The organism is Secundilactobacillus mixtipabuli (assembly GCF_002217925.1).
Lineage (GTDB): Bacteria > Bacillota > Bacilli > Lactobacillales > Lactobacillaceae > Secundilactobacillus > Secundilactobacillus mixtipabuli.
Window position 1 is genome coordinate 52,337 of sequence record NZ_BCMF01000012.1, and the last position, 15,072, is coordinate 67,408.

Here is a 15,072-nt window from a genome sequence, read left to right on the forward strand (position 1 = left end):
ACTTTCACCTCATACCAATTTTTTTGACTTTATTCAAAGTCCTCGTTACGACTAAACATGTAACTCTTATTATGATAACGCATTGACATAATTAATCCAATACCTATCATGTTCCCAATCAGCGCTGAACCACCTTGACTAACAAATGGTAAGGGAATACCCGTTAGCGGTAGCAAGCCGATATTCATCCCAATATTTTCAAAGGTATGGAATAAAATCATCATGATAACACCGGTAGAAATATAGGCATAAAAAACGTTTTTAGTGTCAAATGTTACCCGAATCATTTGATAAATCAACATAAAGTAAAGCAATATCAGGATCAAACTGCCAATAAAGCCAAAGTTTTCACCAATAACTGAGAAAATCATGTCGGATTCACGAACAGGAACATACACTTTAGAGACGTTGAATCCCGTCCCAAAAATGCCACCTGAACCAATGGCCTTCATGCTTTGCCATAATTGATATCCTTGATCAGAAGTATTGCTGGCAGGATTTAGCCATGTATCAATTCGTGAAAATTGATACGCAGCAAACCCTAAATGGCCAAGTATGGTTCGGCCGGTAGTCGTTGCAACTAATGCTAAGGCACCCCCGCCAATTCCGGCTAGGGCAATTGCAACCGGCACAATAATCCGCCAAGTGATCCCCGCGACTAGTGATACACCAGCAACAATTGCAAAGAACACCAGCATCGTCCCAAAGTCATTTTGAAGACGAAGCAACACGGCAACTGGCAGCAGCCAAGCAACCATCTTGCCCAGTAATAGCCAATCTGAATGAACTGTATGTTCATAGTATTTATGATTATGGTCACTGGCAACTCGTCCCAGCATCAAGATAAAGGCCGGCTTCATCACTTCTGATGGCTGGAAAGTTAACGGTCCAATGGCAAACCAGGATTTTGCACCCGTTGAAGCTGCGTAAGATCGGCTATAAAACACCAAGACAGCTGCCAGCAGGAAAATCCCCAGCCAGTAAGCTAACGGGGCCACTTTCCATAATTGTTCCGAATCAAATTGCATGATGACAACGACTGCAACCGTTCCAATCGCGTACCAAACAACCTGTGACACCATTACTGTTGTCACGTTGGTTGCACTAGAGTCGTGGACGGCTGCAACATAGATCGACGCTAAACCGATCAATGCCAGCATCAGCACACAAAAAATAACGCCATAATCGATTCGCGATTCTGAATCATCTTCGCGACGTTCATTCATTGCATCATATCCTCCTCTCACTCACGCGTTAATTATAGACGGCTTATCAGCCGTTCTGATAAAAAATGATTATCCTTAACCGTTTTTTAGGGTTAGGACTCATAGCGAGAAAATTAATGATGTAAATTATAAGCTTGAATCAAGTACTCAACGGCTTCATCTTGCGTTTTAACTTTAACGGGTCGATCTGAGCCGATCTGAGCTTCGAAAGAGCCATTTTCAAGTGGCATTACAGTACCGATCACTTCATCGTTAATGGACAATTGGAGACCATCAACACCCTTGATCGTCACATCATCAATTGCCACACCGACTGGTTGTTTCTTTTTTGACATGGGAAGCTCCTTTTTAATTTTATTTTAAGTTCATCTCTTTTAAATAAGCCAGTTCAGCTTTTCTATTGCGTTTCAAACTGAAGTGGTCGGGAACGGGATCATAACCGCCATGCACAAACGGATTGCATCTGAGTATGCGGGCGATCCCCATTAACGTTCCCTTAATCGCACCGTGTTTTGATAGTGCTTTTAACATATAGGCTGAACAGGTTGGTGAATAACGGCAGGTTGGCGGAAATAACGGTGATATAAAGCGCTGATAGCCGCGCACAAGCATCATCAATAACCTTTTCAAGTTGGCTCCTATCTGCGGCCGTGCTTATTAGTGGCCGCTGCGTTCATATGTTCAAGCAAAATACCGGCACCCTTAGCCACGTTATCAAGTGGGTTTTCTGAAATGACAACAGGCACTTTCAATTGTTCGATCATCAGCTTGTCGACACCGTGGAGTAAAGCACCCCCACCAGTGAGCATAATGCCGCGATCAATAATATCAGCAGCTAATTCTGGTGGAATAATTTCCAAAACATCCTTTGCTGCATTAACGATTTGAACCATGACACTGTCAATTGCTGGGTAGATATCTTTTGAAGTAATTTCAATTGAACGTGGCATCCCAGAAACTGAATCACGGCCACGAACTTCCATCGATTCGTTATGATCGTCATCCGGATAAGCAGAACCGATTTTAATCTTAATCGATTCGGCAGTTCGTTCACCAACTTGTAAGTTATGGTGCGTCTTCAAAAAGTTAATAATATTAACGTTTAACTCATCACCGGCAATTCGTACTGATTTGCTGGCCACAATATCACCAAGTGATAAAACAGCAATATCGCTAGTCCCACCGCCAATATCGATGACCATGTTCCCTTGGGGCTTAAAAATATCCATGCCTGCCCCAACGGCAGCAACTTTAGGTTCTTCCTCTAGATAAACCTTGCCACCGCCTGATTTTTCAGCCGCCTGAATAATCGCGCGACGTTCGATTTCGGTAATGTTAGTCGGTGCACAGATCATAATGTTAGGTTTTGCCATAAAGCCCTTCACACTTAGCTTACTAATAAAGTATGACAGCATGCTTTCAGTAACATCAAAATCAGAGATCACACCGTCTTTTAATGGCCGGATTGCCCGAATGTTGCTTGGGGTACGTCCTACCATTCGGTAGGCTTCAGAGCCCACTGCTAATACTTGATTTGACTTCGTATCAACCGCCACAACTGAGGGTTCGTTTAAAACGATTCCCTTGCCAACCGCGTAAATTAAAACGTTGGCGGTTCCAAGGTCAATACCAATATCTTTTGCCATCCTATTTGATTCCTCCTGAACTTATTATCTCAACCGTTAATTATAGCATACCCGCCTTAAGATGGGGTATGCGAAAAAAGTTCGGAACAGCCCCGCCGTTCCGAACTCTTCGTTTCATATTAATCTTTCGTTTTAGACTTTAAAACAACTGCTTCTTGCTGTGGCACTTTGACCCGTTCAATTTCAGCGCCTAACGCACGTAATTTCAGATGGAAATCATAGTAACCGCGGTCCAGATACTTCAAATTGGTAACCTGGGTATACCCATTTGCGACCAAGCCAGCGAGTACCAACGCTGCGGCAGCTCGTAAATCGGTTGCTGCAACTTCAGCACCGTTGAAGCTGGTTGGACCATACAAGGCTACCGTTCGGCCTTCAACCTTGAATTTAGCGTTCATCCGACGTAGCTCTTCCAAATGCATAAAGCGGTTTTCAAACACCGTTTCAGTTAACGTACTGGTACCACTGGCACACAGCTGAAGAACCGTCATCTGAGGCTGCATATCCGTCGGGAATCCAGGATGTGGCAACGTTTTAACGTTAGTGGGCTTTAAGGTTGATGGGCCAATCACACGAACCCCATCATCTTCAACTAAAACCGTAACACCCATTTCCTCTAACTTAGAAATCAAGGGTTTGTTGTGTTCTGCAATCGCGTTTTCAACCAAAACGTTACCGTGAGTCAGTGCAGCAGCAACCATAAAGGTTCCAGCTTCAATCCGATCCTGCACAACGTAGTGGTCAGTGCCGTGCATGCTGGTAACCCCTTCGACCCGAATCGTCTCGGTCCCGGCACCACGGACTTTAGCGCCCATTTTATTTAACACGTTAGCCAAGTCGACAATTTCTGGTTCGCGAGCAACGTTTTCAATGGTGGTTGTGCCCTCCGCCATAGTGGCTGCCATCATAATATTTTGGGTTGCACCAACACTTGGGAAATCAAGGTAGATGTTTGCCCCAACCAATCGGTCAGCAGTTGCTTCAATATAACCATCATGCTGATCAATACTTGCACCAAGAGCTTCGAACCCTTTCAAATGAAGATCAACTGGCCGTGAACCAATGGCACAGCCGCCTGGCATAGCAACTTTGGCATGACCGTAACGTGCCAATAAAGGTCCCATGACAACAATTGAAGCACGCATCTTTGACACGTACTCAAATGGTGCTTGGGTTGACAGCTGTTTAGCAGCATTAAGGCGCACCGTATTCGTTGCCTCGTCAAAGTCGACGTCCAAATTCAAAAATTTTAATACTTTATTCATGGTATAAACGTCAGATAGAATTGGTACGTTCGTCAGAACCATATCATCATGCTCAGCCAAGATTGAAGCAGCTAAAATTGGCAAAACAGCGTTTTTGGCACCTTCGATATGTACAGTTCCAGACAATTCTCGGCCGCCATGTACAATAATCTTTTCCAAAGAAATTCCCTCCACGAGTTGCGTTATTTCACAAGAAAAATTAAGTTTCTTACATTATCTATAAAGTTCAAGAAAAATTCGCTGCAGGTAAAGCCTACCGTTACCGACAGCAGAACGATCAGTACACGTGCTTGGCTCGGATATAGTCGCATAAAATTCTCAATGTGCAGCTTTTGGATACTCCAAAAGGCGACAAAAATAAAAACAAAATGACTGATTAAGGTCATCAGAGCTTGGGCACCGATAGTTCGCATTGTTCACTTTCCTTTCTGCATTACCCCTAAAATATAGCATATTTCATACGCTCTGTCCCTAATTCTATTGCATTTGTAATATTACGTTTTACAAAGCAAACTTTTTGATGACCTACTGAGTTTAAACATAAATTATAAGGTTATGATAATCATTACTTTTTACTAAACAAATATGTAAGATTGCTTCCCACCTGACCACAAATTTGCTCGTTCAGGGGTTCACATTCAATTGTATCCAATTCATCTTTTTTAAGAATAATGAACTATTCTATACAGAATAGTTTTTAACCTATTTTCCGATTAAAATACATATTCCCTGTGGAGTCTTATTTTTATTGTCTACGAACTGTTGTACGGGCATTTGTAAGCGCTAACGGGTTGGAATATTCGTGGCGTTTCACAACAATATCGAATCATGTTAATCTTTAGTCGTTCAGTTCAATATTAATATTTCGTTCACGGAGATGATTAGTTTGATTAAAGAAGTTCATATGCCAAAGTTGAGTCCTAAGTCTGATGAATACTTTTTCGGCAAGTGGGATAAACAACCTGGTGATGCTGTCAAGACCGGTGATGTGTTGTTCGAAGTTGAAACCGAAAAAGCCATCAGCCAAGTTGAAAGCCAAGAAGACGGCATCTTGAAAGCCCAAGAAGTAGCAACTGGCGACACCACTAAAGTCGGCGATTTGGTTGCTACAATTGAAGTCGCATAGGAGGGACATATCATGATTACAAAGCATAAAGCACCAACAACAAAGCAAAAAGCACCAGCCAAACCAAGCTGGCTTAAAGTAACGTATGATCAGAAAAAAGTCGATAAGATGCAGGATCTGCTCTCGGGGTTAAAGCTCAATACGGTTTGTGCCGAAGCTAACTGCCCTAATTTGGGTGAATGTTTCGGCAGTGGCTCTGCTTCATTCATCATTTTGGGTCCTAACTGCACCCGTGCCTGCCGGTTCTGTGATATTCCTCACGGCCACCCCAAAGATGTCGACTTACTGGAACCCCTAAGAGTTGCACAAGCAACCAAAAAGCTTGGTTTAAGCCACGTGGTCGTCACCAGTGTTGACCGTGATGATTTACCCGACTTAGGTGCTGATCAATTTGTCAGAACGATCAAAGCCATTAGAGAGCTCAATCCAGATACCTCAATCGAAGTTCTCACACCCGATTTCCAGGGCCGAGAAGACTGCCTGGATAAAGTGATTGCTGCTGGTCCTGATGTGTTTAACCACAACATGGAAACCGTTCGCAGCATCACGCCTAAAGTTCGTAACCGTGCCACCTACGATACCTCACTTCACGTCTTGAAGTACGTTAAGGAACACGCGCCTAAGACCATGTATGTGAAAACGGGGATCATGCTAGGCCTTGGTGAAAAGGATGAAGAAGTTTACCAGTTAATGGACGATCTACGTGCCATCGACGTTGACTTCTTGACCATTGGGCAGTACGTTCAACCAGGTCCAAAGAACTACACCCTGCGTGAATGGGTACCAATGAAACGTTACCAAGAATACTACAAGCAAGCCATGAAACGCGGCTTTAAGTTTGTTGCTAGTTCACCACTTGTTCGAAGCTCTTACAAAGCTAAGGAAGAGTTGGAAGCGGTGGAAAATCAATGATCTACTTACCTGTAGACAGCCTTGATGTCCGACACAACTTTGCCTTAGAGTATTACCTAATGACTGAAAAACGGCCGTTAGAGCCGGTTTTGATGTTGTGGTCTACTACACCGACCGTCATGCTAGGCAAGTATCAAACCGCTGAAAATGAGCTCAATCGTCCGTTCATTGATGCGCATCATATTGCTGCTGTTAAACGGCTATCGGGCGGTGGCACCATTTATACCGATCAGGGTGGCTGTCAGTTTACACTGATTACCCCCAGTCAGGATCGGACCATTGATTTTGCTTCTGGCTTGAGTTTGATTACTCAGGCACTGAACCAAATTGGCATCAACGCCCAAAATGATAGCCGCAACGACCTTGTCGTTGACGGCCGCAAAGTCTCAGGCAGTGCGCAGTACATGACGGATGGCTTTAGACTGCACCACGGCAGCTTATTGTTTAATGCCAACCTCGATTGGATGGCAAAGGCACTTAAAGCAGATCCCGTCAAAATGAAGGCAAAACACATCAACTCGGTTCATCAGCGAACCATCAACCTGATTGAACAGCAGCCGAATTGGACAGCTGCTGAATTCAAACAGCAGTTGGAAAGTGCTTTGTTGACCATTACGGGCGCTAAAATCGGCCAAATCACTAGTGCTGAGGAAGATCACCTAGCTGAAATTGCTGCACAGCACTTTGGCGAAGAAGCTGTTTGGCAGGCTCAGCAACGTCAATTTGATTACGTCCATAAACGTTATTTAAAGGGAATTGGCATTGTATCAGTGGCCTTTGATCTGGATCAAAAGCACCGTTTTTCCGCAATTCAACTGTCTGGCGATTTCTTCAGTAACCTTAATCTCAAACAATTCGAACAGGCACTATTGGGGCAAACCTATCAGCAAACAGCTATCGCCCCAATTGTGGAAGACGAATTGAAACGAACCCCCATTAAGGGACTCCAACCAGAACAACTCACCGCGCTATTATTTTAATATGATTGTGGAATATTTTAACTGAAAAAGGCGGCTATTCAGATTAGCGCTAACCATGCTGAATTTAAAACCTTTTGTTAAAATAACGGGTTCAAATTATTCCAAATGGTCAATATAAATCATTAGATAAATATTAATTAAACCATTAGGATTTTAAAAACAGGTAGTCAGTGTCCTTATTTTGAACACCGACTACCTGTTTTGTCGTTCCATTTACCCTTCTAAGGGACAAAAAAGACGCTACCAATAAGTTGATAGCGTCTTTGCTTGCAATTTTACTTGCCAGCAACGTTAATTCGATTGATCGCCCGCCGAAGTGCAACTTCTGCACGTGCAAGTTCATCTTTGTCATGTGCATCTTGCGCTTTTTTGATTCGAGCTTCCGCCCGTTTCTTAGCGTTTTGAGCACGACCAACATCGATTTGATCTTGTTTTTCCGCAGAGTCAGCGACGATGGTTGCAACATTATCAGAGAATTCGATGAAACCACCGTTAACGGCGATTTTGTCTTTCTGATCATCGTTGGCTGATTGGATACGTGCTTCATCAAATGCTAACGAAGCAATCACAGGAACGTGGTTGGCCATGATACCGAGTTCACCAAGCTGAGTCTTAACGACTAGCATCTTAACTTGCTCATTATCATAGACGTTACCATCGGGGGTTACGATACTAACGGTTAAAACTGATTGATCATCAGCCAATTAGAACCCCTCCTTACTTGCTTAAGTTAGCCTGCATCTTCTTGGCGTTTTCGACAACGTCTTCAATTGGGCCACAGTTACGGAAAGCATCTTCTGGAAGATCATCATACTTACCTTCCAAGATTTCCTTAAAGCCTTTAACGGTTTCGGAAACCGGAACGTACTTCCCTGGTAACCCAGTAAATTGTTCAGCAACGGAGAAACTTTGTGACAAGAAGAATTGAATCCGACGAGCACGGCCAACAATGGTCTGTTCTTCGTCTGATAATTCATCCATCCCAAGAATTGAGATAATGTCTTGAAGTTCACGGTAACGTTGCAAAACATGTTGAACTTCAGTTGCCACTTCGTAATGTTCTTGACCAACAACTTGTGGGTCAAGCGCAGTGGAAGTAGAAGCTAACGGGTCAACGGCTGGGTAGATACCTTGTTGCGTCAATGAACGTTCCAGGTTGGTGGTAGCGTCCAAATGGGCGAAAGTCGTTGCAGGAGCAGGGTCGGTATAATCATCGGCAGGAACGTAAACCGCTTGAATAGAAGTGATTGACCCCTTCTTAGTAGAAGTGATTCGTTCTTGCAACTGACCCATTTCAGTAGCCAACGTAGGTTGGTAACCAACGGCTGAAGGAATCCGGCCAAGTAAGGCTGAAACTTCCATCCCGGCTTGGGTAAACCGGAAGATGTTATCAATAAATAACAGCACATCTTGACCCTTAACATCACGGAAGTATTCCGCAATCGTTAAACCAGTCAAAGCAACCCGCATACGGGCACCAGGTGGCTCGTTCATTTGACCATAGACCATGGCCGTCTTTTCAAGAACACCTGAGCCTTTCATTTCGTAGTACATATCATTACCTTCACGGGTACGTTCACCGACACCTGTGAAGACTGAAATACCATTATGACCTTGTGCAATGTTATGGATTAATTCTTGAATCAAAACGGTTTTACCAACACCGGCACCACCGAACAACCCAATTTTACCACCACGAACATAAGGTGCTAATAAATCAATAACTTTGATCCCGGTTTCCAGAATTTCTGAAGTAGGGTTTAATTCATCGTACTTTGGTGCGTCACGGTGAATTGGACGTCTTTCAGCATCTGGGCCGAACTCGGCGCCGCCGTCGATTGGATCCCCGAGGACGTTAAATACTCGACCAAGTGTGTCATCGCCAACTGGAACAGTAATAGAAGAACCAGTGTTTTCAACTTCCATTCCACGACGAAGACCATCAGTACCATCCATGGCAATCGTTCTCATTACACCGTCACCTAATTCAAGGGTAACTTCAGTAACAAGGAAACTGCCATCATCTTTTTTGATGTGAAGCGCGGTATTGATATCTGGGAGTGTGTCATCCAACGGGAATTCAACGTCGACAACTGGTCCGATAACTTGAACAACTTTACCAGAACTCATTATTCGTTAATTCCTCCCGTCATTAATTATTCAATGCCTCTTGCCCACCAGTAATTTCAGTAATTTCAGTCGTAATTGCTGCTTGGCGAGCACGATTATATCGCAACTCAAGATCAGCAATGAGGTCGTCAGCATTATCTGAAGCCGACTTCATAGCATTAGAACTTGATGCGTGTTCAGACGTCTTAGCATCCAGAATTGCTCCGAAAACGAGGCTTTCCGAATACTGTGGTAGAACAACTTTCAATACTTCCTTCTCAGAAGGTTCCATATCGTAAGCTGCCGTTAACGTTTGTGCTTGAGTTTCCTCAGCAGCGTCACCACTCAGTGTTTCACTATCGACTGGCAACATCTTTTCGCCACGGAACCGTGAAACGATTCGGTTAACGAAATGGTTGTAGCAGACATATAATTCACTGAAAACGCCACTATCATACATTGAGGTGATGGTTTTGACAATTTGTCTAACTTCATCAAAAGTTGGCACATCACTGACACCACGATATTCGTAGGCCACATTTGCACCGCGCTTCTTGTAGAAGTCAGCACCAGTTCCGCCAACAGCAAGAATCAAATGATCATCATCACCACTGTGGGCTTTGATGAATTCATTTGTCTCGCGAATAACGTTACTGTTATAACTGCCGACCATCCCTCGATCAGAAGTAATGACCAAGTATGCTGTCTTTTTTGACTGTTCAGATTGCGAATCGCTCGAGGAATCATCTAATAGATGAGATTTTGCCAGATGCATTACAACGGCTTTAACCTTGCTAACGTAGTCTTGGTAACCTACAGCAGCCTTTTGAATCTGGTTCAGCTTAGAAGTCTGAACCATCTGCATTGCCGATGTAATCTGACGTGTATTCTTTGTTGAAGCAATGCGATGTTGAACATCGCTCATTGATTCAGCCATCAGCTCTCACTATCCTTCCTCAAGTTTATTTGTTCGCTACTGTTTCAGTGTCTTCATCATTTGCTGGTTGGAATGTTTGAGCAAATTCTGAAACGGCTGCTTCCATCTTATCGTTGTCTGGCAAGTTACCTGTCTTGGCGATGGTGTCAAGCAGGTCAGCATGTGAGGCATCGAAGAAATCAAAGAGGCCACTTTCAAATTTAGCAATATCATCCAACTCAACCTTATCAAGATAACCATGAGTCAGAGCATACAAAATCAAGACTTGTTTCTCAACTGGAAGTGGAGAATGCAATGGTTGCTTCAAGACTTCAACGGTCCGAGCACCACGATTCAACTTAGCTTGAGTAGCTTCATCCAAATCAGAACCAAATTGCGCAAATGATTCCAATTCATGATATGAAGCTAAGTCCAAACGAAGCGTCCCAGCAACCTTCTTCATCGCCTTGACTTGGGCGTCACCACCAACACGAGAAACCGAAGTCCCGGCATCGATAGCTGGCCGAACACCTGAATAGAATGAATCGCTATCCAAGAAGATTTGACCATCGGTGATAGAAATAACGTTGGTTGGAATATAAGCTGAAATGTCTCCGGCCTTCGTTTCAACAATCGGCATCGCCGTCATTGAACCGCCACCTAGATCATCACTCAGCTTAGCAGCCCGTTCGAGCAAACGTGAGTGGGTGTAGAAAATATCCCCAGGATAAGCTTCACGACCTGGTGGCCGACGAAGAATCAAGGAAAGTTCACGATAAGCATCGGCTTGCTTCGAAAGATCATCATAAATGATCAAAACGTGCTTGCCGTTAAACATGAACTCTTCACCCATTGCCGCACCGGCATATGGTGCGATGTAGAGTAATGGAGCTGGTTCTGAAGGACCGGCAGTAACAACGATTGTGTAGTCCATGGCACCAAACTTACGCAAGGTTTCCACGGAACCACGAACAGTTGATTCCTTTTGACCGATCGCAACATAAATACAAATCATATTTTGGTCTTTTTGGTTAATGATCGTATCAATACCAACTGTTGTTTTACCAGTTTTACGGTCACCAATGATCAATTCACGTTGACCACGACCAATTGGAACTAATGAGTCAATGGCTTTCATACCAGTTTGAAGTGGTTCGAAAACTGACTTACGTTCCATAACGCCTGGTGCCTTTCGTTCGATAGGACGGGTCTTATCAGTCTTGATTTCACCCTTACCATCAACGGGTTGACCCAATGAGTTAACGACCCGGCCAATCATGGCGTCCCCAACAGGAACTTCCATGATCCGACCCGTTCGTTTAACTGTATCGCCTTCAGTGATTTTGGTGAAATCACCTAAAACAACGATACCAACGTCGTTACTTTCAAGGTTTTGGACCATGCCATAAACCCCGCTATCGAATTCGAGCAACTCACCAGCCAACGCATTTTCAAGTCCGTGAGCTCTGGCGATACCATCACCAACATAGGTAACAGTACCTGTTTCTTCAACAGAGATCTCGTCTTGGTAGTTTGCTAATTGTTGTTTGATTAGAGCACTGATTTCCTCAGCTTTAATGCTCATATAGGTTTCACCCCTTTATAAAGATCTCTTATTCTAACAATGCTTGACGCATGCGACGAATTTTAGTCTTGATGGAACCATCAAAAATCGTTCCAGCAGACTGAATAATAACGCCGCCAATAATAGATGTATCAACTTTGCTTGTCAAAATGACTTGCTTAGCGCCGACCCGTTTAGCATAACCTGACTTAAGTGCATCAAGCTGTGTGTCATCCAGGGCGACCGCTGTAGTTACATCCGCATAAACCGTTTGGTTAAGTTCATCATACAGTTTCTGAAACTGATCAATGATTTCTACCATTGCGTCCATCCGACCGTAATCATAAACCATTTGAACCAAATTATGGATCGTACCTTCTGTACTATCTAACAGCGGCTTGACTAAGGCTTCCCGCTTAGCTAGCGCTAAACTATTATCCGTTAAGGCACTGCCCAATTGCGGGTTGTCTTGGAAGACTTTACGTAGCTGCTTGAGTTCGCCATAAGCCGCGTCCAATTGGCCGTTGCTCGAAAGCAGTTCAAACAGCGCTTTTGAGTAGCGCTTGGCTACCGTTACCTTATCAAGACTCATGTTACTTCCCCAACCCTTCGATATAAGAATCAATCAATGCCTTTTGATCATCAGCGCTTAATTCTTTTTGAATGATCTTGGAAGCAATCTCAATAGATAGGTCAGCCACATCATTACGCACACTAGACAATGCATCTAAACGCTCTTGTTCGATATCTTTTTGGGCATTTTCCTTCAATGATTGCGCATCACTTTGGGCTTGTGCCAAAATACCATCTCGCTGTTGCTGACCCTGCTTTTTAGCTGAATCAACAATGCTTGAAGCTTCTTGACGAGAGTTTGCTAATGCGTCTTGACGTTGTTTTGCAAGTTTGGCTGCATCATCACGAGACTTTTCAGCTGAATCGATATCACTAGAGATCTTATCAGCACGGTCTTGCATCATTTGATTGATTGGCTTCCAAGCAACTAACTTGATCAACCACATCAAAATGATGAAACAAATCGCATAGAAAAGCATGTCTCCGATTGCAAGGCTACTTGCTACGGCTAAATGTGAAAACATCTATTGACACCTCCTTCTTGTTAAAATTAAATTTAACGGGTTGTAAAACATTACTTGTTCATAACAAGTAAGGCCACAACGAAGGCAATGATAGGCATGGCTTCAACCAACCCAACACCAATGAACATGTTAGTCCGTAATTGACCAGATAATTCTGGTTGGCGTGACATACCTTCAAGCATCTTAGAAATAACGATACCATCACCGACACCACCACCGATGGCTGCACCGGCCATGGCAATACCTGCTGCAATAGCTCCCATAATCTGTAGTTCCTCCTTAAAATGATGTAGAAATAGTAGGTGAATATTGTAAGTCGTTTACTCCTCAACTTCAAGCTTCATTTGAAGATGTTTATTCTCCAATTTCAAGCTTCTTTGAAATATAAACGGCTGAAAGTGTTACAAACACGTAAGCTTGAATGGCACCAAGGAAAGCGGAGAACCCTTGCCAGACCATTTCCAATGGAACTGCCACGATCATCGTCGCAATCCCATGTGAGAAGGCAAGGTTTCCGATAATCTTCAGTAACATTTCACCAGAGAAAATCACACCGAAAATACGTAGACCTAATGTCAGGAAGTTCGTGAATTCCTCGAAGATACTGATTGGTAACCAAAAAACAAACGGTTGTAAGTAACCTGAGAAGTGTTTCTTCCACCCAAACTTCATTACACCAGCAAACTGAGCAATCATTAAGGTTGCTAACGAGAATGACATGGTAACGATTGGGTCAGAAGTTGGACTTCTAACAAAGTCCTTCCCGCCAACAGCGATTTGCAAAAACAAGCCAAGTTGGTTAGAAATGAATAAGAATAGGAACAAGGTGAACCCGTAAAGGCCAAATGCCCCCGTTTCATTTCCAGGGATAGAACCTTTCAAAATTCCATTTGTAAAATCGATTAACCATTCAAGGACGTTTTGGCCCTTACCTGGTTTCATCGTAATATGCCGAGAAAGGGCAAATACAAACAAAAAAACGAGTACAAACGCAATTAGCCCGGAAAAGATATTTGCGGCATTAAACGTAAGTCCCCCGAATTGAAAGGTTGCAACTGAAGATGGATCTCCCACAGAGTATCACCTCTTTTCAAACTATGTTAACGTTGGAAGTTCTGAAGAACCTCGTTCATTAATCAACAAGTCAAATTTCAAATCTTCGAACGTAGTACTTTAAATGAAAAATCTTCATTACAAATACAAACAAAATAATACCACCGTTCATATCAAAATACAAAGCTATTCGGAAAAATATACGGATAAAAAAAGCCAATTAATGGAAACCGCCTGGGACTTATCAGACAGATTTATATTAATTGACTATTATCATCTTTATATGAATTTACTTAGTACCAAAAAGCCGGTCACCAGCGTCACCTAACCCAGGAACGATGTAGCCATTCTCGTTAAGATGATCATCTAAGGCCGCTGTATAAATATCAACATCAGGGTGCTTTTCGCGCAGTGCTTTTACACCTTCTGGCGCCGCAACTAAGCAAACAAATTTGATGTTAGTTGCGCCCCGCTTCTTCAAAGCATCGATCGCCATGATTGCAGAACCACCGGTTGCAAGCATTGGATCAACAACGAAGATTTGGCGTTGGTCAATATCTGCTGGCAACTTCACAAAATATTCGTGAGGTTCCAATGTTTTTTCATCACGGTACATCCCAATATGGCCAATCTTAGCAGCAGGAATTAACTTCATGATCCCATCTACCATGCCGATCCCGGCACGCAGAATTGGCACGATAGCCACTTTTTTACCCGCTAAAGTCTTAACCGTTGTTTTAGCAATTGGGGTCTCGATTTCAACATCTTTTAACGGCATATCCCGTGCAACATCATACGCCATTAACATGGTGATTTCATCGACGACTTCGCGAAAAACCTTCGTTCCGCAGTTCTTATCCCGAATAATTGTCAGTTTATGCTGAATCAATGGATGATCCATAACCTGAAACTTGCCCATGTGTTTGACACTCCTTTGGTATTTCTTTCAATTGTACCATGCAAAAGAACCCCTGAATCTAAAAAATTAAAAAGAGTTATAAAGAAATCACCTATTTTGAACTAAATCACGGCTAATAACCTTTTTTTACTCCAAGTACATAAAACTTACTAATATAAATGGTGTATTCAGCTCGACGGAGTTGAATACACCACTTTTTTTGTTAAAGTGATAGCGAAGCAAAGCCGAGCTGTTTTTTGGCACTTGATGCCGCACATAA

Annotated in this window: 18 protein-coding genes; 3 read left to right on the plus strand and 15 right to left on the minus strand. The window is 43.1% G+C overall.

Annotated features, from left to right (window positions below):
* Positions 1–29: 29 nt before the first annotated feature.
* The 6 genes from IWT5_RS10775 to IWT5_RS10800 all read right to left on the minus strand — a co-directional run bounded on the left by IWT5_RS10775 (position 30) and on the right by IWT5_RS10800 (position 4,550).
* Positions 30–1,226, minus strand: coding sequence for an FtsW/RodA/SpoVE family cell cycle protein (locus IWT5_RS10775; protein WP_089109964.1), 1,197 nt, complete (start codon positions 1,224–1,226; stop codon positions 30–32).
* 113 nt (positions 1,227–1,339) lie between these two features.
* Entirely contained in the window at positions 1,340–1,561 is a 222-nt protein-coding gene (locus tag IWT5_RS10780; RefSeq protein WP_089109965.1) for a DUF2969 domain-containing protein, read from the minus strand.
* A gap of 19 nt (positions 1,562–1,580) precedes the next feature.
* Entirely contained in the window at positions 1,581–1,841 is a 261-nt protein-coding gene (gene yidD / locus IWT5_RS10785) for a membrane protein insertion efficiency factor YidD (protein WP_439959108.1), read from the minus strand.
* Between the two features lie 23 nt (positions 1,842–1,864).
* Positions 1,865–2,872: a rod shape-determining protein gene (locus tag IWT5_RS10790; RefSeq protein WP_089109967.1), complete on the minus strand. Its 1,008-nt coding sequence runs from the start codon at positions 2,870–2,872 to the stop codon at positions 1,865–1,867.
* Between the two features lie 119 nt (positions 2,873–2,991).
* Positions 2,992–4,296, minus strand: coding sequence for a UDP-N-acetylglucosamine 1-carboxyvinyltransferase (gene murA, locus IWT5_RS10795; RefSeq protein WP_089109968.1), 1,305 nt, complete (start codon positions 4,294–4,296; stop codon positions 2,992–2,994).
* A 23-nt stretch (positions 4,297–4,319) separates the two neighbouring features.
* Positions 4,320–4,550, minus strand: coding sequence for a DUF1146 family protein (locus tag IWT5_RS10800; RefSeq protein WP_089109969.1), 231 nt, complete (start codon positions 4,548–4,550; stop codon positions 4,320–4,322).
* Positions 4,551–5,014: 464 nt separating this feature from the next.
* Here IWT5_RS10800 and IWT5_RS10805 point away from each other — a divergent pair, with 464 nt between their 5' ends.
* The 3 genes from IWT5_RS10805 to IWT5_RS10815 are packed head-to-tail and all read left to right on the plus strand — an operon-like array spanning position 5,015 to position 7,155.
* Positions 5,015–5,263, plus strand: coding sequence for a lipoyl domain-containing protein (locus tag IWT5_RS10805; RefSeq protein ID WP_225360277.1), 249 nt, complete (start codon positions 5,015–5,017; stop codon positions 5,261–5,263).
* 12 nt (positions 5,264–5,275) lie between these two features.
* Positions 5,276–6,175 carry a lipoyl synthase gene (gene lipA, locus IWT5_RS10810; protein ID WP_089109971.1) on the plus strand — a complete coding sequence of 300 codons (900 nt, stop codon included), beginning with the start codon at positions 5,276–5,278 and terminating at the stop codon, positions 6,173–6,175.
* Positions 6,172–7,155, plus strand: a complete 984-nt coding sequence (locus IWT5_RS10815; RefSeq protein ID WP_089109972.1) for a lipoate--protein ligase — start codon at positions 6,172–6,174, stop codon at positions 7,153–7,155. Before lipA ends, IWT5_RS10815 begins: the two co-directional genes overlap by 4 nt.
* Positions 7,156–7,430: 275 nt before the next feature.
* Here the strand turns inward: IWT5_RS10815 and IWT5_RS10820 are convergent, their stop codons facing one another.
* The 9 genes from IWT5_RS10820 to upp all read right to left on the minus strand — a co-directional run bounded on the left by IWT5_RS10820 (position 7,431) and on the right by upp (position 14,813).
* Complete coding sequence (locus IWT5_RS10820) at positions 7,431–7,859, minus strand: F0F1 ATP synthase subunit epsilon (protein WP_089109973.1); 429 nt, start codon at positions 7,857–7,859, stop codon at positions 7,431–7,433.
* Positions 7,860–7,872: 13 nt separating this feature from the next.
* Positions 7,873–9,285 carry a F0F1 ATP synthase subunit beta gene (gene atpD / locus IWT5_RS10825; RefSeq protein ID WP_089109974.1) on the minus strand — a complete coding sequence of 471 codons (1,413 nt, stop codon included), beginning with the start codon at positions 9,283–9,285 and terminating at the stop codon, positions 7,873–7,875.
* 22 nt (positions 9,286–9,307) lie between these two features.
* Positions 9,308–10,201 carry a F0F1 ATP synthase subunit gamma gene (locus IWT5_RS10830; RefSeq protein ID WP_089109975.1) on the minus strand — a complete coding sequence of 298 codons (894 nt, stop codon included), beginning with the start codon at positions 10,199–10,201 and terminating at the stop codon, positions 9,308–9,310.
* Between the two features lie 25 nt (positions 10,202–10,226).
* Positions 10,227–11,765: a F0F1 ATP synthase subunit alpha gene (atpA, locus tag IWT5_RS10835; protein ID WP_089109976.1), complete on the minus strand. Its 1,539-nt coding sequence runs from the start codon at positions 11,763–11,765 to the stop codon at positions 10,227–10,229.
* A 28-nt stretch (positions 11,766–11,793) separates the two neighbouring features.
* On the minus strand, positions 11,794–12,336 hold the full coding sequence (atpH, locus tag IWT5_RS10840) for an ATP synthase F1 subunit delta (RefSeq protein ID WP_089109977.1): 543 nt from the start codon (positions 12,334–12,336) through the stop codon (positions 11,794–11,796).
* Between the two features lies 1 nt (position 12,337).
* Positions 12,338–12,841 (minus strand): F0F1 ATP synthase subunit B, encoded by a 504-nt coding sequence (atpF, locus tag IWT5_RS10845; protein ID WP_089109978.1) that lies wholly within the window; start codon positions 12,839–12,841, stop codon positions 12,338–12,340.
* A gap of 50 nt (positions 12,842–12,891) precedes the next feature.
* Positions 12,892–13,104 (minus strand): F0F1 ATP synthase subunit C, encoded by a 213-nt coding sequence (gene atpE / locus IWT5_RS10850; protein ID WP_089088992.1) that lies wholly within the window; start codon positions 13,102–13,104, stop codon positions 12,892–12,894.
* Between the two features lie 91 nt (positions 13,105–13,195).
* A complete protein-coding gene (gene atpB / locus IWT5_RS10855; protein ID WP_089109979.1) occupies positions 13,196–13,915 on the minus strand; it encodes a F0F1 ATP synthase subunit A in 720 nt (239 codons plus the stop codon).
* Positions 13,916–14,183: 268 nt separating this feature from the next.
* Entirely contained in the window at positions 14,184–14,813 is a 630-nt protein-coding gene (gene upp, locus IWT5_RS10860) for a uracil phosphoribosyltransferase (RefSeq protein WP_089109980.1), read from the minus strand.
* Positions 14,814–15,072 lie beyond the last annotated feature (259 nt).

Coding starts and splice junctions, on each gene's coding strand:
- atpD (WP_089109974.1), bottom strand. CDS start 9,285: ATGAGTTCTGGTAAAGTTGTTCAAGTTATCGGACCAGTTGTCGACGTT.
- IWT5_RS10830 (WP_089109975.1), bottom strand. CDS start 10,201: ATGGCTGAATCAATGAGCGATGTTCAACATCGCATTGCTTCAACAAAG.
- IWT5_RS10815 (WP_089109972.1), top strand. CDS start 6,172: ATGATCTACTTACCTGTAGACAGCCTTGATGTCCGACACAACTTTGCC.
- atpA (WP_089109976.1), bottom strand. CDS start 11,765: ATGAGCATTAAAGCTGAGGAAATCAGTGCTCTAATCAAACAACAATTA.
- atpE (WP_089088992.1), bottom strand. CDS start 13,104: ATGGGAGCTATTGCAGCAGGTATTGCCATGGCCGGTGCAGCCATCGGT.
- yidD (WP_439959108.1), bottom strand. CDS start 1,841: ATGATGCTTGTGCGCGGCTATCAGCGCTTTATATCACCGTTATTTCCG.
- lipA (WP_089109971.1), top strand. CDS start 5,276: ATGATTACAAAGCATAAAGCACCAACAACAAAGCAAAAAGCACCAGCC.
- IWT5_RS10800 (WP_089109969.1), bottom strand. CDS start 4,550: ATGCGAACTATCGGTGCCCAAGCTCTGATGACCTTAATCAGTCATTTT.
- IWT5_RS10805 (WP_225360277.1), top strand. CDS start 5,015: ATGATTAGTTTGATTAAAGAAGTTCATATGCCAAAGTTGAGTCCTAAG.
- IWT5_RS10775 (WP_089109964.1), bottom strand. CDS start 1,226: ATGAATGAACGTCGCGAAGATGATTCAGAATCGCGAATCGATTATGGC.
- IWT5_RS10790 (WP_089109967.1), bottom strand. CDS start 2,872: ATGGCAAAAGATATTGGTATTGACCTTGGAACCGCCAACGTTTTAATT.
- atpH (WP_089109977.1), bottom strand. CDS start 12,336: ATGAGTCTTGATAAGGTAACGGTAGCCAAGCGCTACTCAAAAGCGCTG.
- IWT5_RS10780 (WP_089109965.1), bottom strand. CDS start 1,561: ATGTCAAAAAAGAAACAACCAGTCGGTGTGGCAATTGATGATGTGACG.
- atpF (WP_089109978.1), bottom strand. CDS start 12,841: ATGTTTTCACATTTAGCCGTAGCAAGTAGCCTTGCAATCGGAGACATG.
- upp (WP_089109980.1), bottom strand. CDS start 14,813: ATGGGCAAGTTTCAGGTTATGGATCATCCATTGATTCAGCATAAACTG.